Source organism: Psychromonas marina (assembly GCF_030161115.1).
Taxonomy (GTDB): Bacteria; Pseudomonadota; Gammaproteobacteria; order Enterobacterales; family Psychromonadaceae; genus Psychromonas; species Psychromonas marina.
Genome location: NZ_BSPQ01000001.1, coordinates 736687 through 756187, shown reverse-complemented (window position 1 = coordinate 756187; position 19501 = coordinate 736687). Strand labels below are relative to the sequence as shown.

Below are 19501 nucleotides of genomic sequence, written 5' to 3'. Positions count from 1 at the left end.
AATAAATAAAAAACGCGAGATATGGCTTTTGTCTATCTCGCGTTTTTGTTTTAATAGCCTCTTATATTTCTCTATTGGATAAACGATGAAACTCAATCCTGGACAAGACGCTGCGGTAAAAATGATATCGGGTCCCTGCTTGGTTTTAGCGGGCGCGGGCAGTGGTAAAACACGTGTAATTACAAATAAAATCGCGCACTTAGTGCAAAATTGTGATTACTTAGCTAAAAATATAGCCGCAGTTACCTTTACCAATAAAGCTGCACGAGAAATGAAAGAGCGTGTTAGCCAAACTCTAGGGCGAAAAGAAGCACGCGGTTTGATGGTGTCTACCTTTCACTCTTTAGGGTTAGATATTATTAAGCGTGAAGTAAAAACATTAGGTATGAAAGCAGGGTTTACGTTATTTGATGATCAAGACAGTATGGCGCTATTAAAAGAGCTAACTGAAAAACAGCTTAAGGAGGATACCGATCTTCTTAAAGCACTGGTTACGCAAATATCGAACTGGAAAAACGCACTTATTTTACCCCCTCAAGCAATAAAACAGGCTAAGGGTGAGCGTGATATTATTTTTGCGCAAAGTTATGATCTGTATCAGCGCCAATTAAAAGCCTATAACGCACTCGATTTTGATGATCTTATTGTTTTACCTACTTTGTTACTCTCTCACAAAGAAGAAGTTCGTCTGCGTTGGCAAAAGAAGATTCGTTACCTTTTGGTGGATGAATACCAAGATACCAATACCAGTCAATATGAGTTAATCAAAGCATTAGTGGGTGAACGTGCTCGTTTTACCGTGGTAGGAGATGATGATCAGTCGATCTATTCTTGGCGTGGTGCGCGTCCTGAAAATCTCACCATGTTGCAAAGTGATTTCCCGCAATTAAAAGTGATCAAGCTTGAGCAAAATTACCGCTCTAGTCAGCGTATTTTAAAATCTGCCAATGTATTGATTGCCAATAATCCTCATGAATTTGAAAAACGCCTGTTTAGTGAACTTGCCTATGGCGAGCCCCTTAAAGTCTTAACCGCTAAAAATGAGAAACATGAAGCGGAACGTGTCGTGATGGAGATCTCTGGGCATAAGTTTATGAATGGAAGTAGCTTTAAGGATTATGCGGTGTTATATCGTGGTAATCATCAAAGCCGTTTACTTGAAAAAGTGATGATGGAAAACCGCATCCCTTATAAAATAAGTGGTGGAACGTCATTCTTTGCTCGTGCAGAAGTAAAAGATATCATGGCTTATCTAAAATTATTGGTGAATCATGATGATGAAAATGCCTTTATTCGTGTGGTAAATAAACCACCACGTGGCATTGGTGCCGTGAGCCGTGAAAAGTTGGGCAGCTACGCAAATTTACGTCATATCAGTATGTTTTCAGCAAGTTTTGAATTAGGGTTAGAACAGACCCTAAATGGCAAAGGTTTATTGTCATTACAAGCCTTTACGCGTTGGTTAGTGGAGCTTAATGATCGCTTAAAACGCGAAGAGCCAATTGATGTTGTACGTGATCTGATTCGTGATATCGGTTATGAAGATTGGTTATATGAGAATAGTCCTAGCCCTAAAGCTGCTGAAATGCAGATGAAAAATGTATCGATGTTATTTAAATGGGTAACAGAGATGCTTAAAGGGGATTCATTAGATGAACCGATGACCCTTGAGCAAGTCGTCGCACGTTTAACCTTGCGTGATATGTTGTCGCGTAATGAGGAAGATGAAGAGTTAGACCAAGTACAGTTAATGACACTGCATGCATCGAAAGGGCTTGAATTTCCTTATGTCTATTTAGTGGGCATGGAGGAGGGGATTTTACCGCATCAGGTAAGTCTTGATGAAGACAATGTAGAGGAGGAGCGACGTTTAGCTTATGTGGGGATCACACGTGCCCAAAAAGAGCTGACCTTTATCCTTGCTAAAGAGCGCAATCAGTATGGTGAAACCATTAATCCGACACCGAGTCGTTTCTTATTAGAATTACCACAGGACGACCTTGATTGGGAAAGTGGCCCGCGTAAAAAAAGTGCAGAACAAAAAAAGGCGGTTGCTGATAAAGGAATGGCAAGCTTAAAAGCATTATTCGACTAAATTATCATGATAGCTACCACCTATTGCACTGTTAGTTATTAACGTCTTTACCTATTAAACTAAATGATTGATACTTACTTCATCGAAACAGAGATTGTTTTACAAAAATTAACTAAACTTATTTTATTTTTAAATACTGGAGCATTACATGTTAAATAATATTGAAGGTCAAAATGTACCAACGGTTACTTTTCCAACTCGCCAAGGTGATGAGTGGGTTAATGTAACAACAGATGAATTATTCAAAGGAAAAACGGTTGTTGTATTTGCATTACCAGGTGCATTCACACCAACTTGTTCATCAACTCACTTACCACGCTACAACGAGTTAGCTGGTGTATTAAAAGAGAATGGCGTTGATGAAATTGTTTGTTTAGCTGTGAACGATACTTTTGTAATGAATGCATGGCTTGCGGATCAAGAAGCTGAAAATATTACTGTAGTACCAGATGGTAACGGTGAATTTACAGATGGCATGGGTATGTTAGTCGACAAAGCAGATCTTGGTTTTGGTAAGCGTACATGGCGTTACAGCATGCTTGTTAAAGATGGTGTGATTGAAAAAATGTTCATCGAGCCAAACCAGCCTGGCGACCCGTTTGAAGTATCTGATGCAGATACAATGCTTAATTATCTTAACCCAACTGCTAAAGCACCAGCAGCGGTTGCATTGTTTACTAAACCAGGTTGCCCATTCTGTGCAAAAGCGAAAAAAGCACTAAAAGAAAGCAACATCATTTTTGAAGAAATTGTATTAGGAACAGATGCGACGACTGTTAGCTTACGTGCTATTTCTGGTCAAACAACGGTGCCTCAACTATTTGTTGATGGTAAACACGTTGGCGATAGCGAAGCTGCCATTGCTTACGCAAATAAATAAACCTTAATTTGGTTTTATAGAAGCACAGTTTTAAGCTGTGCTTTTTTTTACCTGAAAATCAGTATTGATGCCTATTTAGTTAACTTTTTGAACAAATATGCATCAAAATTGACCTTAATTGGAGAGTTATCATGAAAAAATTAAATGTAGATGTAGCCGTTATTGGTGGTGGAACCGCTGGTTTGGCATCATATCGAGCAGCTAAAGAGCATACTGATTCAGTGGTGTTGATTGAAGGTGGAAAATTTGGAACAACCTGTGCACGCGTCGGTTGTATGCCAAGCAAGTTATTAATTGCAGCGGCTGAAAGTGCCCATAATGCGCAGCATACCGCACCATTTGGTGTATTTGTTGACGGTGATGTCCGTATTGATGGTCAAAAAGTGATGCAACGTATCCGTGATGAACGTGATCGTTTTGTTGGTTTTGTTGTTGATGCAGTAGATGGTATTCCTGATCAGGATAAACTTATCGGTAAAGCGACTTTCATTAGTGAAACAGAGTTACAAATAGATGATCATACTTTGTTGACCGCAAAACGTATTGTCATTGCGACGGGCTCTCGTCCTGCTTATCCTGCTGTGTGGAATGATCTTGGTGACAATCTAATTATTAATGATGATGTTTTTAATTGGACTGATTTACCAAAGTCGATTGCAGTATTTGGCCCTGGTGTGATTGGTTTAGAATTGGGCCAATCACTGCATCGTTTAGGTGTGGAAGTGTTAATGTTTGGTATGGGCGGGCAAGTTGGTCCCTTTACTGATCCTGAAGTCATGGCTTATGCACAGAAAATATTCTCAGAAGAGTTTTATCTCGATGCAGACTCCACGGTTAAAGAGATGATCCAAAAAGAGGGTAACGTTCAGATCACCTATATTGATAAACAGGGTATTGAACAGGTAAAAATCGTGGAGTATGTGTTAGCTGCGACGGGTAGAAGACCGAATATTGATAATCTTGGTCTGGATAATATTACGATTGAAAACGATTCTCGTGGTGTGCCGATTGCAGACCCGTTTACGATGCAAACTTCAGTACCAACAATCTTTATTGCCGGTGATGCAAGTAATCAAATACCATTATTGCATGAAGCGGCAGACCAAGGAAAAATCGCAGGTAGTAATGCTGGTGTCTATCCTAATATTCGTGTTGGTCTACGTCGTAGCTCAATTGCTGCTGTATTTACTGATCCACAAATCGCAATGGTTGGTTTGAGCCGTAAACAGGTAATGGAAAAGTTAGGTAGTTGTGGTTGTTTTGAAACGGGGGCGGTTTCATTTGAAGACCAAGGTCGAAGTCGTGTGATGCTTAAAAATAAAGGCCTTTTACATATTTACGCAGAACAAGGTACAGGACGTTTATTAGGTGCTGAGATGATTGGCCCGCAAGCGGAACATTTAGCACACCTATTAGCATGGGCACATCAGAATAGAATGACTATCTCACAAATGTTAGATATGCCATTTTATCATCCCGTGATTGAAGAGGGGGTACGTACCGCTTTACGTGATCTAAATGCCAAGCTGAGATTGGGTAGTGCAATGATAAGTGAATGTATGGAGTGTGGTCCTGGTTGCTAATTATGTTATCGGTAAAGCAATGATACTAATCCGCATAAATACCTGAACTATATAATTCGGGTTCTATTATTAAATAATAGAGCCCGAATTTATATCGAACAGTAATCTAGGTTTTAGCTATGATTTATTTTTACAAATAACTTAAAAACAGTGCTACAAAGATAACCATTCCTACCCAGTTATTATCTAAAAAAGCCTTAAAGCAGGCTTTTTTATCACGCGATTTTATCGCTATCTGCTGCCTGATAAACAGGATTAATACGATCAGTAGTGCAAGGTAATATACCGCACCTAATTGTTCTGAAAAACCTAACCAAAGTAGTAATAACAAACTAGTGAACTGCAATAAACCCACGATTAATTTGTCATAATTCCCAAATAAAATAGCGGTAGATTTAATACCAATTTTCAAATCATCATCTCGGTCAACCATCGCATACATAGTGTCATAGGCAATCGTCCATAGAACATTGACGCTAAACAATAACCAAACAACATGATTTAATTGGTTACTTTGTGCAGCATAAGCCATCGGGATTGCCCAGCTAAATGCAACCCCCAATACGAGTTGTGGTAAGTTAGTAAAGCGTTTCATAAATGGGTATGAAAAAGCTAATAGCAGGCCCACAAAAGAGAGTTGTATTGTTAGTAGATTTTGGCTGAGCACTAATAAAAAAGCACAAAGAGAGAGGGCGACAAATAGAATAATCGCTTCGCGACTGGTTACGCGCCCAGAAGGTAATGGACGATTTTTGGTACGCTCGACAAAACCATCGACTTTTCTATCAGCAAAGTCATTTATGACACAGCCTGCGCTGCGCATGATAAAGACACCTGCGATAAAAACCATTAACACACTTATTTGTGGAAACCCTTGCGCAGCGATCCAAAGTGCCCAGAGTGTTGGCCATAATAATAATAACGAACCAATTGGTTTATCAATGCGCATCAGTTGCGCATAGGCTTGTAATTTCTGTTTATTCATCAAAGGTTGGCTCATTGGTCATAAATTCCAGAGGCGGGTAAAAACAGTTCACTGACTAATAGTGGTTTATTATTAAGGTAAAAAAGAGAACGCCTTGCCCATAAAGAGTGATTAGCGGGTTGTTGGAAATCCGTAGCAAGCTGGTGGAATAGAGAACCTTGTTTAAATTCGGTAACTTCAATCTGTCCACGCAACATGGTGGGGTCTTGAAACAAAATTTTACCCAGCGATTGCTTACCGATTTCTGCGAGTTCGGCTTGTTGCTCTGTCAGGGTTGAAAAGGGAATTTCAGTCTGTGCAAAAACAACGGGTTTATTTTCACAATGCAAAAACACCTCTCTGACTAAGATTTTATCTTCATTTTTAAACATAGGTGAAAGAGTACAATTTGGTTTAATATAAACTTGTTGTTTTACTTCAACAAAAAAGTGGTTGAATTGTAATTCCAGCTTTTGAGTAAGTGAGTTATGATCACATAACCAAGAGGTGATTTTTTCCGTGCAGTGCAATGATTCAGTTTCTGAAATCCAGCTTGTTAAAGCACCTAAAGGAAGGATGTTGTTGTGCATAAGTGCCCTTGGAAAACAGGAAAAGGTAATTAATAACTGATTATATCATTCAAATTTTAAAAAATTTAGTTAAAGGAAAAGACTATGTGGAAAAGAGCGCTTTTATGCGTGCTTTATTTATCGTTTGCTTCATCACCTTTACTGGCTGAAGAGGAATCGGGGCAGGGAACGGAGAAAATAAAGAATGATTATCAGTATTTTCAATTAGAACCCGACATTATCACCAACTATATAAAACCTGGGAAGCGGATCGGCTTTGTCAGAATAACGGTAGAGTTAATGGTAAAGTCAAAAAGTAACTATGCAGTCATTAATGAGCATGAACCTCTTATCAGAGACAAAATAATTAGCATTCTTGGTCAACAAACAGAAGCAATTGTCAAGTCAGTTACAGAGCGTGATGGGATTCGTCAGCGCTGTTTAGATGAAGTAAATGAACTACTCTACGTAGAAACGGGTAAAAAACCATTAGAAGATCTGCTGTTTACTAAATATCTATATCAGTAAGTGTTTAGCCCTATATGCCGTTTCTAATATCGACCTAGGCAAGACCTAGGTCGTGGCATTAATATCAACGAGTTATTTTTAATTTTGTCACGATAACGGCAACTAACATACCCGCTAATAATCCTACCAAGTGTGCATAATTGGCAACATTCATCGGTAAAACATCGATAAAGCCTAATACTAACCAACCCAATAAAAAACCAAAGTAGGCATTAGGTAAATTAACCGTACTACTTTTATTTAATTTTCCAAATAGCCAGCAATAGCCAACTAAACCATAGACAACACCGCTCAAACCACCAAAGTAAGGACTGACTAAAAAGTATTGCGCTAAGTTAGAAGCTATTGCTGTAAATAGGAAAATGACTAATAAACGTTGTTTACCCTGTTGTTTTTCAACAATGCCTGCAAGTTGCCACCACCACAGCAGATTAAATACGATATGCAATGCGCTGAAATGCAAGAAGGCTGGGGTGATGAATCGCCAGCTTTGAGTGAAATCAAAGGGCTGGTGGGTAAAAAAAGCCAGAGCAGATTGCATTGGTTGAAATAAACCTAAGCTACTTAGTGCATAAATCAGCACACAAAAGCCAAACACTGCATGGGTCAACCAACCCGCGTGCTGAATAAAGTTGCCAACCAAGTGAGATTTTTCATAGGCTAATTCAGAGCGTGGAGTATCGGTATTACCTGATGACCAACTCGCAGAGAAGTATTTTTCTTGATTAGGATTTTCTAGGAAAAGCAGTAATTCTGCCTGTGCTTTTTCCTGCTGAGCTAAGTCATTAAGCATTAACTGATATGAAAAACTATCATGTTCAATACGGTTACTTATTTTTAATTGTGTTAAGTAGTCAGAGAAAGCCTGTGCAGCGCGCAAACTATTAAACTGATGAAGTATCATGGTGCCTCCTAAGCTCGTTTAATATCTTTATTAGGAAAAGAGATACTTTTCTCTTGGTTGAGTACTTTTAACAGTAACATTGAACGCTCTAATCCATCTTCACATGCAAAGATAGCGGTTGCACCTTTAAATGCACCCTTGGTAATTTCAATCTCATCACCATTTTTAAAAAGAGATTGGGTATCGACATCAAGATCATTCAATACATGGCATAGTGATTTAAGTTGTTCGATAAGCTTATCTGGCACTGTCGCTATCTGTCCGCCAAAACGAATAAAATCATTAATTCCACGTGTTGAGCGAATCCGACTAAAATTACCATCCATCTGATCTATATTGATAAATAGGTAACTTGGAAACAAAGGATCTTCAACAATCGTTTTCTTCCCGCGCATCACTTTCTCTTTTTTGATCTTAGGAAAAAAAGAAGTTATCTCTTGATTTTGTAAATGCAGAGAAGCACGATTTTCCTCACGACTTTTACAATACACAATAAACCATTGTTTGTTCATAAACTCACTTCACTGTTATCTTCATCAAGTATTACATTTTACGGTATACATCAATAACTCTCTAGGCGTTTTCGCGTAAATTTTAATTATGGACAGTTTCTTTTTTAAGTAATTGTAAAGCAAAGGCGAGTCTAAGAAAGAGTAAGTAAATATTGACAGTGATGATAGTAAATTGATGAATTATACGTTACATTACGCGTTTTAATATTATTAAGTAACTTCCTCTGGACTATCGTAATATAGCTACTCCTTTAGATAAGTTTTTTCGATAATTTATGGTAGTTTGAAAGGTTTTGAATATGAATTTAATGAGTAGCAAGATTGCAATTATAGGTCAAGGGTATGTAGGTCTACCCCTAGCTGTTGAATTTGGTAAAAAATATCAAACAATTGGTTTCGATATTAATAAGTCACGTATTGAAGAGCTTTCATCTGGTACTGATTTCACTCTTGAGTGCTCTCCCGAAGAATTAGCGGAAGCAACTAATTTAACTTATTCCAGCCAATTATCAGAAATTGCTGATTGCAATATCTATATCGTCACAGTGCCTACACCAATTACAGATGATAATACTCCCGACTTAACGCCTCTAGAAAAAGCATCTGCAACTATAGGGACGATCATTAAAAAAAATGATGTCGTTATTTTTGAGTCAACAGTTTACCCAGGTGCAACTGAAGAAGTTTGTTTACCAATTATTGAAAAAATATCGGGGTTAAAATTTAACCAAGATTTTTTTGCAGGTTATAGCCCTGAACGAATTAATCCTGGCGATAAAGTGAATCGCTTACCTACTATCATGAAAATCACCTCAGGCTCAACGCCCGAGATAGCGGATTTTGTTAATGACTTGTACTCATCAATTATCACCGCGGGCACCCATAAAGCTTCTTCAATTAAAGTGGCTGAAGCTGCAAAGGTCATTGAAAATACTCAGCGAGATTTAAATATTGCTATCATTAATGAATTTGCGAAGATTTTTAATAAACTTGATATTGATACAGAAGAAGTATTAAAAGCAGCGGGTACCAAATGGAATTTTTTACCGTTTAAGCCTGGTTTGGTTGGTGGGCATTGTATCAGTGTCGACCCTTATTACTTAACTCACAAGGCTCAAGAAGTCGGATATCGTCCAGAGGTAATTCTAGCTGGTCGTCGTATTAATGACGGAATGGGCGAGTATGTTGCAACTCAACTAGTTAAAAAACTGGCAAGCCAAAAAATTCACATTGATGAAGCGAAAGTATTAATCCTAGGCTTTACCTTTAAAGGCGATTGCCCTGATGTGCGCAATACTAAAATTATAGATATAGTGAAAGAGCTTAAAGATTTTAATATGACGGTTGATATTCATGATGATTGGGCTTCAAGTGAAGCAGTTAAGCATGAATATGGCATTGACTTAATTGATACTTTAGAAGAAGGCAAATATGATGCCATTGTATTAGCTGTGGATCATAGTGAATTTAAAAAAATGGGTGAGTCGAAGCTTCGCTTGCTTGGCAAAAAAGAACACATTTTATACGATGTAAAACATGTATTAGCACCTAATGAATCAGATATTAGACTGTAAAGGATTATTAAAATGAAAAAATTTGCATTAATTGGAACAGGTGGTTATATCGCACCTCGTCATTTGAACGCGATTAAATATACGGGTAATGAGCTTATTGTCGCAATGGATATAAATGATTCGGTTGGTATTATGGACAGCCATTTCCCTGACGCTGAATTTTTTACAGAATTTGAAGAGTTTGCTGCATATGTTGAAGATGGCGCATTAAAAGGCAATAAATTAGACTATATATCTATTTGCTCTCCAAATTACCTACATGCACCACAAATGAAGTTTGCGCTTAAAAATGGCATTGATGTTATTTGTGAAAAACCATTGGTGTTGAGCTCACCTGAAATTGACACACTTAAATTATACGAAGAAAAATATGGTGCGAAGGTAAACAGTATATTACAGCTTCGTCTGCATCCTTCAATTATTGCTTTGCGTGATAAAGTCCAAAATGCACCTAAAGATGAAGTATTTGATGTAGAGCTAACTTATATGACATCACGTGGTAAATGGTACCTGAAGTCGTGGAAGGGCGTCGATGAAAAATCAGGTGGTGTGGCAACTAATGTCGGTGTACATTTTTTCGATATGTTACATTTCATTTTTGGTGATATCAAAGAAAACGAAGTTCATTATAAAGATGAGCAAACTGTTTCAGGTTACCTCGAGTATGAGCGTGCACGTGTGAAATGGTTCTTATCAATAGATGCCAATAACTTGCCAGATAATGCAGTGCAAGGTGAAAAGAAAACATACCGTAGCATAATGATTGGTGACGAAGAGCTAGAGTTTTCTGGTGGCTTCACTGACCTACATACTCAAAGTTATGAAAATGTACTTGCTGGTAATGGTTATGGCCTAGAAGAGAATAGAACTGCAATTGAGACGGTTGAAAAAATTCGAGACCAAAAAATTGTTGCTAACCCTGAACATTACCACCCGTTAATGTCAAAATTATTGTAATCCTAGCTTAAGCGGAAACAGTTATGAATTTTATGAAGCATGAAACAGCGATTGTTGATGATGGTGCAGTTATTGGTGATGAATCAAGAGTATGGCACTGGGCGCATGTATGTGGTGGGGCTGTTATTGGAAAGAAAGTTTCATTAGGACAAAATGTATTTGTCGGCAATAAAGTCACCATTGGTGATAAGTGTAAAATTCAGAACAATGTTTCTGTTTACGATAATGTACACCTTGAAGAAGGTGTATTTTGTGGTCCAAGCATGGTGTTTACTAATGTCTATAATCCCCGCTCTCTAATCGAGCGTAAAGATGAATACCGTGACACGCTTGTTAAAAAGGGCACTACCTTAGGCGCTAATTGCACAGTCGTTTGCGGTATCACTATCGAAGAATATGCATTTATAGGCGCAGGCACCGTCGTTAATAAAGATGTGAAAGCTTTTGCCTTAATGGTTGGCGTTCCTGCTAAGCAAATTGGTTGGATGAGTGCTTATGGCGAAGCTTTAGATTTACCTCTATCGGGTAATGCTTCAACAGTATGCCCTTACACGAATGAAACGTATATTCTCGAAGGTGAAAACCTTACTCGTCTAGTAACTAAACAGTGAATATTTAATTATGCAATTTATAGATTTAGCCGCTCAATATCAGCATTTAAAAGAAAAAATAGACAAGCGCATCCAAACCGTACTAGACCATGGTAAATATATCATGGGTCCAGAAGTATCTGAGCTAGAAGATAAACTTGCTGAGTACGTCGGCGTAAAGCATGCCGTTACCTGTGCCAATGGCACAGATGCGCTAACGCTTTGTATGATGGCCTTAGATATTAAAGAGGGGGATGCTGTTTTTTGCCCAACTTTTACTTTTTTTGCTACTGCAGAAGCGGTTGCTTTTGCAAAAGCGACGCCTGTTTTTGTCGACTCAGACGAACAGACATTTAATATTTGCCCAGTTGACTTAGAGAAAAGAATCAAAAATGTAATTGCTGAAGGCAAACTCAAGCCTAAGGCTATTATTGCCGTTGACCTTTTCGGATTGCCGGCTAATTACCCCGAATTAGAGCGTATTGCTAAAAAATATGATTTAAAAATTATAGAGGATGCCGCACAAGGATTTGGTGGTTCTATTAATGCTAAAAAAACAGGAAGTTTTGGTGATATTGCAACTACTAGTTTCTTCCCGGCGAAACCACTCGGTTGTTATGGTGATGGTGGTGCTGTATTCACTAATAATGATGGGTATGCTGAACTACTGCGTTCTTTTCGAGTACACGGTAAAGGCAATGATAAGTATGACAATATTCGTATAGGTATGAATAGTCGGTTAGATACTATTCAGGCTGCTATTTTATTAGAAAAATTGGCAGAGTTTCCTCAAGAGCTTATTAGTCGTAACAAAGCTGCTACGAACTATGAAAAAGAACTATCTACTCATTTTAAAACACCTCAAGTACCTGAAGGGTATGTCAGCTCTTGGGCCCAATATACACTTGTTGATGAAAACCGCGATGCGGCAATGGCTGAATATAAAGAACAAGGCATTCCAACAGTCGTTTATTATGCAACCTGTATGCATCAGCAAACGGCATTTAAATATTTAGGTTATTGTGAAGGTGATTTTCCTGTTGCAGAAAAACTAGCTAAACAAGTGTTTAGTTTGCCAATGCACCCTTACCTAATCATATGAGTCGATATAAATTAAACGATGTACCAATACTTAAAAGCATAATTTTATTGGTTAGTGGTACAGGCCTCGCACAATTAATACCCTTTGTTGTAAGCCCTATTTTATCAAGGCTCTATAGTCCAGAAGATTTTGGTGTATTTGCAACATTTGTCAGCGTTGCTGCCTTATTTTCAGTTATATCTAGTGGGAGGTATGAGCTAGCCATCGTATTACCAAGGCAGGCGCTTCATGCAAAACAGGTCGTATTTTTATCAATAATCACGCTGTTTTCTTCTGTTTTTCTTATATCAGTAGGTTTATATTTTTTAAATCAGTTCGTAGAACTTGCTTCTATATTTTTTTCTTTACCTGTGGCGGTTTTTGCAATTGGGTTGATAAATATAATAGATAAATATAACAATAGAAATGGCAACTACAAGTTAATGATCTCACAACGGGTCGCTAAAGCAGGAATAGAATCGGCTTTAGCTATATGCATCGCTATCATTTTCGACTTTAATAATGGCCTTATTTATTCATTCACTTTTTCACTTTTTTTAGTTTCGGTCTTACTTGCTTATTATATACGTAAAGACTTTCTTAAAGAAAAAGCCCATCCATTAAAATGTTTTGCGGTTGCTAAAAAATATTCCGATTTTCCATATTATTCTTTGCCACATGGGTTGCTAAATACCTTATCATCCAACTTGCCTGTTTACTTGATTCCTATATATTACGGCTCTCCTGTGCTTGGTGTATATGCTTTCGGATTAAGGATGGTGCAGGCTCCCTTAGGGTTGTTTTCTGCATCTATATATAATGTATTAAACAAGAGTTTTGCTGATAACTATTCACAAAAAAAATCACTTAAAAAAATATTTAATAAGAGCTTAAAAACTTTAATTGTATGTTGCATTATAACGACACCTATTTGGCTTTATATTGATGTTATTTTCTCTATAGTATTTGGTCTGGCTTGGTTGGAAGCTGGGCTTTATATACAGCATTTAATACCTTGGATACTGATGATGTTCATAAGCTCTCCTTATTCTTCAATACCGCAGGTTTTTGGAAAACAAAAATTTGCTTTATATATTGAAGTCATATCATTTATTCTTAAGTTAGCTGCTCTTGTTTATTTTGGAAATGGTTATTCAATATATACAACACTTAATATGCTAGCGACAATTGGAGCGCTTACAAACCTCTTTAGTCTAGTTTGGTACTATTTACTAGTGTCAATTCATGATAAGCAATTAATAAACAATACTGGTGATATATGAGTTCTATATTTGGAAGTGTGCATAAAAAAAGTCATGAACTTTGGAGTGCAAAAGGAAATATGACTGAGGTGTTTAAGACTGATGCGATGACCCTTGGTAGGGACTATAATTATAAATTCTTTAATGAAAGGTTTATTTATGAAGATGAGAAAGTTGTTGTCGTGTTTGAAGGCTTCTTATTTGATATAAAGAATTATTCTACACAAAAGGAGTTTGTACTTTCAGAGATTACCTTGTGTGGTTTTCATGATTTTATTAAGTCCTGTGATGGATCATTTTCAATATGCGTGTTTGATCGAATTCAAAATAAGATACACTTAGGAGTGGACCATTTAGCATCACAAAAAATATTTTATCATAACTCTGAAGAGTTTGGTTTTGTATTCTCATCAGATTTATTTGACGTAACAAGGGGTGTAAAATTAGAAAATAAGCTCACATTAAATATCGATAATATATATTATTTCCTTGGCTTTGGTTCAATGATTAACGAGAGAACCTTTTTTAATGATATCTATCAACTTGAAAGCGGTAATTACCTTACGTATAACATTGGTCAAGGAAGCGTGAATAAAGTCAAATATCGCGAGCATAAATTCGATATTAATGAAAACCTCACAGAGGAGGAAGTGGTTAAGGAATATGATGACATTATAAAACAGGCGATGAGCCGTATAATTGCACTAAACGATTTCTATGACTATAGGCCTTTAGCTGGGCTTTCTGGTGGTTTAGACTCTAAGTCAATGGCCATACTAATGCATCAAATGACAAATAAAATCATGACCACTTTTACTTTTTCAGAAAGTGGATCCCTAGATCATAAAATAGCTGAGGAAGTGTCTTCAGCATTAAAAATGGAACACATCTTTATTTCTCTCGACAATGGTTATTGCTTAGTAAATAATTTTGAAGAAGCCATTAGAAGAACAAACGGACAAGTATCGATTCACTCTCTATTACACACTTTAAATTCCACAAAAAAAATTGCTCCAAATAATTATGGATTGTTGTTAACTGGGCAGATTGGAGATGTGATATTTGGCTCCCATGATATTGGCTCTAAGAAATTAAAAGAGTATGTATGCAGTAAATCATTAGTTGGTGAGGTTCCTGAATATATATACAATAAAATTGGCTTTATAGACAGTGTTATTGCTTCATATACAAAAGAAAATTGTGAGGGGTTTGTATATGATGGAAGACAATCAAATGGAACTCTTTATGGAGATATAGTAAATAGGTATCGCTTTGATACTATAACTCCTTTTTTTAGTAAAAAACTATTGGAGTTTACACTTTCTGTGCCTAGGGAATTAAGGCAACAAGAACACATATATCTCAAATGGTTAAAATATTCAGTTCCGCAAACATTGGATTTTAAATGGGACAAATGCAACTGCAGACCATCGAATCTGCTAAAAATAAAAGTTTTTAAATATCTAAATAGAGTGAATGTTGGGATTAGGAAGCGATTGGGATTAAAATATACAGGTATGAATCCATTTGATATTTGGTTCAGGAAAAATCCAACAATAGAAATAAATCTAGATCGTCAGTTTGAAGATAACTTGTATGTATTAAACGAATACCCCGATTTAAATAAAGATGTTAAAAAGTATTTTCACAATGAGTTAGAGCGCTATAAACGAAATAAATTTGTCGTTGTCAGCTTGTTATTATCTTTAAAAATGCATATCGAAGGATAGCCAGATGAGACAAACTTTACACATTATGACCCACTCCCCGTACACAATAAGGTATATATCTTTTGTAAATAAATATTTTTGTCAGAATGATCACAAGTTCATTGTGTATTGTGAGAAGGAAGAGGGAAATAACAATAAGGATTATCCATATAAGAATGTTATTTTTACAAAAAACAAAATGCTATTTCGGCAATTCAGAGGGATAATAAACGCATCAAAAATGCTAATTATTCATCAATTGAATCATCCTGTATTTATGCTTGAACTTTTGTTTTTTGCCCCTAAGATTTTAAAAAAGACTGCGTGGGTTTTATGGGGCGGAGACGTTTATTATGCTCAATACAACAAAACAATTAAATCAAAAATAATAGAGTTCTTACGAGAAAAAGTAATTAAAAGAATTCCACTTATAATATCTTATGTTAAAGGGGATTTCGACGTTATACAAAAACAGTATAATAGCGGAGCTAAATATCTAAAAGCTGACTACCCAAGCCCAATAGATATTTCGGCGATAGAGAAAACATGTATTAAAGATGTTGATGACCTTAAAAAAACAAAAATAATAGTTCTTGGTAACTCTGCAGATCCTTCTAATGAACATTTTGAAAGCATAGATATATTAAGCAAGTATAAAAATGAAAGCATATTAATTAAATGCATATTGTCATATGGTGGTAATGACGAGTATAAAAATCAAGTGATTAAATACGGTAAGGAAAAGTTCGAAGAAAAATTTTTACCAATCTTAGAATATCAATCATTTGATGAATATTTGGAAATGATAAATGCATCTGATATTTGCGTTTTGAATCATAAAAGACAGCAAGGTTTAGGGAATCAAAAAGTTTTTCTTATGCTAATGAAGAAGTTATATATTTCAAATGTAACAACCCCATTTGACTATTTTAAATCAATAGATATAAATATTGATGCGACAGAAAAAATAGTCGATATGAGTTATGAAGAATTTATTCGTACTGATAATAAATATCTATTGAATAATCGAGTTAATATTCTTAATGATATATCTAATGTTACAATACAAAAAGCTTGGGAGGTAGTATTTAATAATGAGTGGACTAACTCCTTTAATACAGAGGTGCGTAAATGATTGTTGGAAATGGGCTTTTGGCTTCCTATTTTAATAAATATAGCAACAATGATAATTATTTAGTTTTTGCTTCAGGTGTTTCTAATTCGAATGAATTAAATACTAAATGTTTTTTTCGAGAAGAAACTCTTCTCCGCGAGACTATAAATTCAGAGTCAGACAAGCACTTTATATACTTTAGCAGTTGTGATGTGATTTATTGCGAGCAAATGAAAAAGCCTTACTATTTCCACAAGAAAAGAATGGAGAAAATAATTGCTGATAATTGCAGAAATTTTACAATCTTTCGCTTACCACAAATAATTTCTAAATCTAACAACCCACATTTATTAGTGAACTATTTTAAGGATTCAATCCTAAATAAAAAACAATTTAATATATGGTGTAATGCTACAAAAAATCTCGTTCATATAGATGATGTTTTTCTTATGGTTGACTATGCAATAAATAATATGGAGGTATCTAGTAAGACAATAAATATTGTCAATTCGGAATATTATTCAGTTGATGAGATAGTCAATACAATATCCGATTTTTTAGGATTGAATTATAAAGCTCACTATATGGATAAAGGTGTGCAGGTTTGTTATAAATGTCTATTTAGCAGTGAAATTATATATAAATCTGGCGTTGATTTTGGAGCTGATTATATCAAAAAAGCTCTTGAAAAAAGTTGGTTAAATGAATAAATATTTCTTCAATAAGTTAAGGTTTATAGCTGCTTTTATTTTTATGACTATAACCTCACTGTTGATTTCAATTGGTTTTGGATATACATCAGGGCTACTGGCTATTTTTTTTGCATGTATATCTCTTTATTTTATGGGAAATTCAAAATTAATTTTATTTAGCTCGTTTACTCTTTATACAGCTTACTTTTATTTGGCTTTTCTATCTTGTTTTTTGATGTTTATTACCGGTGTGGAGACATCCTTTTATATACAGGGACAAAGCTTTGAACGTGATATAAATGATCTTTTTGATGTGACGGTAATATATTTAATACTATGTTATGTTTCATCTTATGCTGGTTATTCTTTTTTTAGAAAAAATTATGAGCCTAAGATAGAGTTTAACGACAATATCTCAATTAAAGCTGTAAACATCTTGATCATTTCCTTTTCTTTTTTTGCCATAATAAATTTTCTATGGAATATTTGGATTTTTGCGGGTGGTGATTTTTTCCTATACATGGCGAATATAGCAAGCCGTCAATTAGAGTTTTCGGAAAAAGGTTCAACAATTTTTTATATGTTTGGTTACATGGCTGGTTACCTTTGGCTTTATAAAATATTAAAACTGAACAAAAAAATGTCACTGGCATTTATGCTTTTTATTTTTTTAACGATTGTTATGAAGGCTTCTACAGGGAGAATTATTGGAACAGTTGTGTATATTTTGTCATATTTTTCAGTTTATTATTTTTCTACTTATAAATTGTCATCTCAAAAACACTTAAGATACATTTTGATAAGTTCGATGTTTTTACTTAGCGCTATTGTATTATATTTTATTCGCTTACTATCTAGCCTATCCATTAATAATATGATCGTTGGGGATGCTACTTCAACGTTACTTAGTTTTTTTAATTTTGAAATGTTTAATTATTATATTTCAGAAAAAGGAAATTTGCCTAACGTATCAGTATTAATGAAAATTATAGATGGTTGGCAGACTCTGTTCGGCTATACCTACGGTTCTTCATTTTTTTCCCCATTATATTCATTATTACCCTCATCAATACGACCGAACGAATACCAAATAAGTTTTTTGATTAAAAATAACTGGTATGAATATATCCCTGGAGGTTCTTTGCCTCCTACGGGTATGGGAGAAATGTATGCTAGTTTTGGCTTTATCGGGGGAGTGACTGGTATGTTCTTTTTTGGGAGTATAGTTGCTTTCATGCATAACCTATTGAAAAAATATAATAATTATTGGTTTTTACTTGTATACACAAATGTTTCACTTGGTTTCATTATGATATATTCAAAAGGGGAATTTGATAACTTGAGTGTTTGGTTCTTTATTCCTGTGTTAATTACTTACGCCTTGTTAGTCTTTATATCAGGGATTTTTAGGTTAAAAAAATTTAGGTCGTGAAAAAATTATGAAAGTTTTAATAACTGGTGGGGCTGGCTTTATAGGATCAGCAGTAATTCGTTATATCATCCAAGAAACTGAAGATAGTGTTATCAATGTAGATAAACTGACATATGCTGGTAATCTAGAGTCATTATCCTTGGTATCAGAATCAGAGCGTTATATTTTTGAGCAAGTAGATATCTGCGACAAAATAGAATTAGATCGCTTATTATTGATTCACCAACCAGATGTAATAATGCATCTAGCGGCTGAGTCTCATGTTGATCGGTCTATTGATGGTCCTGCCGTATTCATTGAAACCAATATCGTCGGGACTTATACCTTACTAGAGGCATCTCGCAAGTATTGGCTTGGATTAGAAACAGATAAAAAATCAGCCTTTCGTTTTCATCATATATCTACTGATGAGGTGTATGGCGATTTAGAAGGCACAACGGATCTATTCACCGAAAGTACATCGTATGATCCTAGCAGCCCATATTCAGCTTCAAAAGCTTCAAGTGATCACTTAGTTCGTGCATGGTTGCGCACTTACGGGTTCCCGACAATCGTAACTAACTGTTCAAATAATTATGGACCATATCATTTTCCTGAAAAGTTGATTCCACTGGTTATTTTAAACGCTTTAGAAGGAAAGCCTTTGCCAATATATGGTAAGGGAGATCAAATTCGTGATTGGTTATACGTTGAAGATCATGCTCGTGCTCTATATAAAGTAGTTACTGAAGGTGTGGTCGGTGAAACCTACAATATTGGTGGGCATAATGAGAAACAAAATATTGAAGTTGTGGAAACACTTTGTAATATTTTAAATGAATTAGTTCCTAAGCAATCTGATTACAAAGAACAAATTACCTTTGTTACAGATAGACCTGGACATGATCTGCGTTACGCAATTGATGCAAGTAAAATAGAAAAAGAGCTTGATTGGACACCCTCTGAAACATTTGAAACTGGCTTAAGAAAAACAGTCGAATGGTATTTATCCAATAAAGAATGGTGTAAACGAGTTCAAGATGGCTCTTATCAACGTGAACGTCTAGGGGTTTAAT

At 35.6% G+C, this 19501-nt stretch carries 18 protein-coding genes; 14 read left to right on the top strand and 4 right to left on the bottom strand.

Annotated features, from left to right (window positions below; genetic code table 11):
* Positions 1-85: 85 nt before the first annotated feature.
* From rep to QQK09_RS03585, 3 genes are all read left to right on the top strand, one after another.
* Positions 86-2095, top strand: coding sequence for a DNA helicase Rep (gene rep / locus QQK09_RS03595; RefSeq protein ID WP_284202747.1), 2010 nt, complete (start codon positions 86-88; stop codon positions 2093-2095).
* Positions 2096-2243: 148 nt separating this feature from the next.
* Entirely contained in the window at positions 2244-2975 is a 732-nt protein-coding gene (locus QQK09_RS03590) for a glutathione peroxidase (RefSeq protein WP_284202746.1), read from the top strand.
* A 131-nt stretch (positions 2976-3106) separates the two neighbouring features.
* The gene (locus QQK09_RS03585; protein WP_284202745.1) at positions 3107-4558 is read left to right on the top strand and encodes a dihydrolipoyl dehydrogenase; all 1452 of its coding nucleotides are present in this window, start codon (positions 3107-3109) and stop codon (positions 4556-4558) included.
* A gap of 130 nt (positions 4559-4688) precedes the next feature.
* Here QQK09_RS03585 and ubiA read toward each other — a convergent pair whose 3' ends face one another.
* Both ubiA and QQK09_RS03575 read right to left on the bottom strand, forming a co-directional pair.
* Entirely contained in the window at positions 4689-5543 is an 855-nt protein-coding gene (gene ubiA / locus QQK09_RS03580) for a 4-hydroxybenzoate octaprenyltransferase (RefSeq protein WP_284202744.1), read from the bottom strand.
* Positions 5544-5554: 11 nt separating this feature from the next.
* Positions 5555-6112, bottom strand: a complete 558-nt coding sequence (locus QQK09_RS03575) for a chorismate--pyruvate lyase family protein (RefSeq protein ID WP_284202743.1) — start codon at positions 6110-6112, stop codon at positions 5555-5557.
* Between the two features lie 84 nt (positions 6113-6196).
* On the opposite strand from QQK09_RS03575, the gene QQK09_RS03570 reads away from it, so the two are divergent.
* Positions 6197-6619: a flagellar basal body-associated protein FliL gene (locus tag QQK09_RS03570; protein ID WP_284202742.1), complete on the top strand. Its 423-nt coding sequence runs from the start codon at positions 6197-6199 to the stop codon at positions 6617-6619.
* Positions 6620-6683: 64 nt separating this feature from the next.
* On the opposite strand, the gene glpG is transcribed toward QQK09_RS03570, so the two are convergent.
* Both glpG and rfaH read right to left on the bottom strand, forming a co-directional pair.
* Positions 6684-7523 carry a rhomboid family intramembrane serine protease GlpG gene (gene glpG / locus QQK09_RS03565; RefSeq protein ID WP_284202741.1) on the bottom strand — a complete coding sequence of 280 codons (840 nt, stop codon included), beginning with the start codon at positions 7521-7523 and terminating at the stop codon, positions 6684-6686.
* Positions 7524-7531: 8 nt separating this feature from the next.
* Positions 7532-8035, bottom strand: coding sequence for a transcription/translation regulatory transformer protein RfaH (gene rfaH / locus QQK09_RS03560; RefSeq protein ID WP_284202740.1), 504 nt, complete (start codon positions 8033-8035; stop codon positions 7532-7534).
* Positions 8036-8334: 299 nt separating this feature from the next.
* Here rfaH and tviB point away from each other — a divergent pair, with 299 nt between their 5' ends.
* Genes tviB through rfbB form a run of 10 tightly spaced genes read left to right on the top strand, consistent with a single transcriptional unit; the run spans position 8335 to position 19500 of the window.
* Complete coding sequence (gene tviB / locus QQK09_RS03555; RefSeq protein WP_284202739.1) at positions 8335-9609, top strand: Vi polysaccharide biosynthesis UDP-N-acetylglucosamine C-6 dehydrogenase TviB; 1275 nt, start codon at positions 8335-8337, stop codon at positions 9607-9609.
* Positions 9610-9621: 12 nt separating this feature from the next.
* Positions 9622-10566: a Gfo/Idh/MocA family oxidoreductase gene (locus tag QQK09_RS03550; protein ID WP_284202738.1), complete on the top strand. Its 945-nt coding sequence runs from the start codon at positions 9622-9624 to the stop codon at positions 10564-10566.
* 23 nt (positions 10567-10589) lie between these two features.
* Positions 10590-11177: an N-acetyltransferase gene (locus QQK09_RS03545; protein WP_284202737.1), complete on the top strand. Its 588-nt coding sequence runs from the start codon at positions 10590-10592 to the stop codon at positions 11175-11177.
* Between the two features lie 10 nt (positions 11178-11187).
* Positions 11188-12258, top strand: coding sequence for a DegT/DnrJ/EryC1/StrS family aminotransferase (locus tag QQK09_RS03540; RefSeq protein WP_284202736.1), 1071 nt, complete (start codon positions 11188-11190; stop codon positions 12256-12258).
* Positions 12255-13520 carry an oligosaccharide flippase family protein gene (locus tag QQK09_RS03535; protein WP_284202735.1) on the top strand — a complete coding sequence of 422 codons (1266 nt, stop codon included), beginning with the start codon at positions 12255-12257 and terminating at the stop codon, positions 13518-13520. Before QQK09_RS03540 ends, QQK09_RS03535 begins: the two co-directional genes overlap by 4 nt.
* A complete protein-coding gene (locus QQK09_RS03530; protein WP_284202734.1) occupies positions 13517-15229 on the top strand; it encodes an asparagine synthase-related protein in 1713 nt (570 codons plus the stop codon). Before QQK09_RS03535 ends, QQK09_RS03530 begins: the two co-directional genes overlap by 4 nt.
* Before the next feature lie 4 nt (positions 15230-15233).
* Positions 15234-16343 carry a TDP-N-acetylfucosamine:lipid II N-acetylfucosaminyltransferase family protein gene (locus QQK09_RS03525; protein WP_284202733.1) on the top strand — a complete coding sequence of 370 codons (1110 nt, stop codon included), beginning with the start codon at positions 15234-15236 and terminating at the stop codon, positions 16341-16343.
* Positions 16340-17032 carry a Rossmann-fold NAD(P)-binding domain-containing protein gene (locus QQK09_RS03520; protein ID WP_284202732.1) on the top strand — a complete coding sequence of 231 codons (693 nt, stop codon included), beginning with the start codon at positions 16340-16342 and terminating at the stop codon, positions 17030-17032. The genes QQK09_RS03525 and QQK09_RS03520 overlap by 4 nt, the downstream gene beginning before the upstream one ends.
* The gene (locus QQK09_RS03515) at positions 17025-18446 is read left to right on the top strand and encodes an O-antigen polymerase (protein WP_284202731.1); all 1422 of its coding nucleotides are present in this window, start codon (positions 17025-17027) and stop codon (positions 18444-18446) included. Before QQK09_RS03520 ends, QQK09_RS03515 begins: the two co-directional genes overlap by 8 nt.
* Positions 18447-18453: 7 nt before the next feature.
* Positions 18454-19500 carry a dTDP-glucose 4,6-dehydratase gene (gene rfbB, locus QQK09_RS03510; protein ID WP_284202730.1) on the top strand — a complete coding sequence of 349 codons (1047 nt, stop codon included), beginning with the start codon at positions 18454-18456 and terminating at the stop codon, positions 19498-19500.
* The last annotated feature ends 1 nt before the right edge of the window (position 19501 follow it).

What these genes read in the sequence shown, in the direction of transcription:
- rep (WP_284202747.1), top strand. Translation starts at nt 86, where the DNA reads ATGAAACTCAATCCTGGACAAGACGCTGCGGTAAAAATGATATCGGGT.
- QQK09_RS03590 (WP_284202746.1), top strand. Translation starts at nt 2,244, where the DNA reads ATGTTAAATAATATTGAAGGTCAAAATGTACCAACGGTTACTTTTCCA.
- QQK09_RS03585 (WP_284202745.1), top strand. Translation starts at nt 3,107, where the DNA reads ATGAAAAAATTAAATGTAGATGTAGCCGTTATTGGTGGTGGAACCGCT.
- ubiA (WP_284202744.1), bottom strand. Translation starts at nt 5,543, where the DNA reads ATGAATAAACAGAAATTACAAGCCTATGCGCAACTGATGCGCATTGAT.
- QQK09_RS03575 (WP_284202743.1), bottom strand. Translation starts at nt 6,112, where the DNA reads ATGCACAACAACATCCTTCCTTTAGGTGCTTTAACAAGCTGGATTTCA.
- QQK09_RS03570 (WP_284202742.1), top strand. Translation starts at nt 6,197, where the DNA reads ATGTGGAAAAGAGCGCTTTTATGCGTGCTTTATTTATCGTTTGCTTCA.
- glpG (WP_284202741.1), bottom strand. Translation starts at nt 7,523, where the DNA reads ATGATACTTCATCAGTTTAATAGTTTGCGCGCTGCACAGGCTTTCTCT.
- rfaH (WP_284202740.1), bottom strand. Translation starts at nt 8,035, where the DNA reads ATGAACAAACAATGGTTTATTGTGTATTGTAAAAGTCGTGAGGAAAAT.
- tviB (WP_284202739.1), top strand. Translation starts at nt 8,335, where the DNA reads ATGAATTTAATGAGTAGCAAGATTGCAATTATAGGTCAAGGGTATGTA.
- QQK09_RS03550 (WP_284202738.1), top strand. Translation starts at nt 9,622, where the DNA reads ATGAAAAAATTTGCATTAATTGGAACAGGTGGTTATATCGCACCTCGT.
- QQK09_RS03545 (WP_284202737.1), top strand. Translation starts at nt 10,590, where the DNA reads ATGAATTTTATGAAGCATGAAACAGCGATTGTTGATGATGGTGCAGTT.
- QQK09_RS03540 (WP_284202736.1), top strand. Translation starts at nt 11,188, where the DNA reads ATGCAATTTATAGATTTAGCCGCTCAATATCAGCATTTAAAAGAAAAA.
- QQK09_RS03535 (WP_284202735.1), top strand. Translation starts at nt 12,255, where the DNA reads ATGAGTCGATATAAATTAAACGATGTACCAATACTTAAAAGCATAATT.
- QQK09_RS03530 (WP_284202734.1), top strand. Translation starts at nt 13,517, where the DNA reads ATGAGTTCTATATTTGGAAGTGTGCATAAAAAAAGTCATGAACTTTGG.
- QQK09_RS03525 (WP_284202733.1), top strand. Translation starts at nt 15,234, where the DNA reads ATGAGACAAACTTTACACATTATGACCCACTCCCCGTACACAATAAGG.
- QQK09_RS03520 (WP_284202732.1), top strand. Translation starts at nt 16,340, where the DNA reads ATGATTGTTGGAAATGGGCTTTTGGCTTCCTATTTTAATAAATATAGC.
- QQK09_RS03515 (WP_284202731.1), top strand. Translation starts at nt 17,025, where the DNA reads ATGAATAAATATTTCTTCAATAAGTTAAGGTTTATAGCTGCTTTTATT.
- rfbB (WP_284202730.1), top strand. Translation starts at nt 18,454, where the DNA reads ATGAAAGTTTTAATAACTGGTGGGGCTGGCTTTATAGGATCAGCAGTA.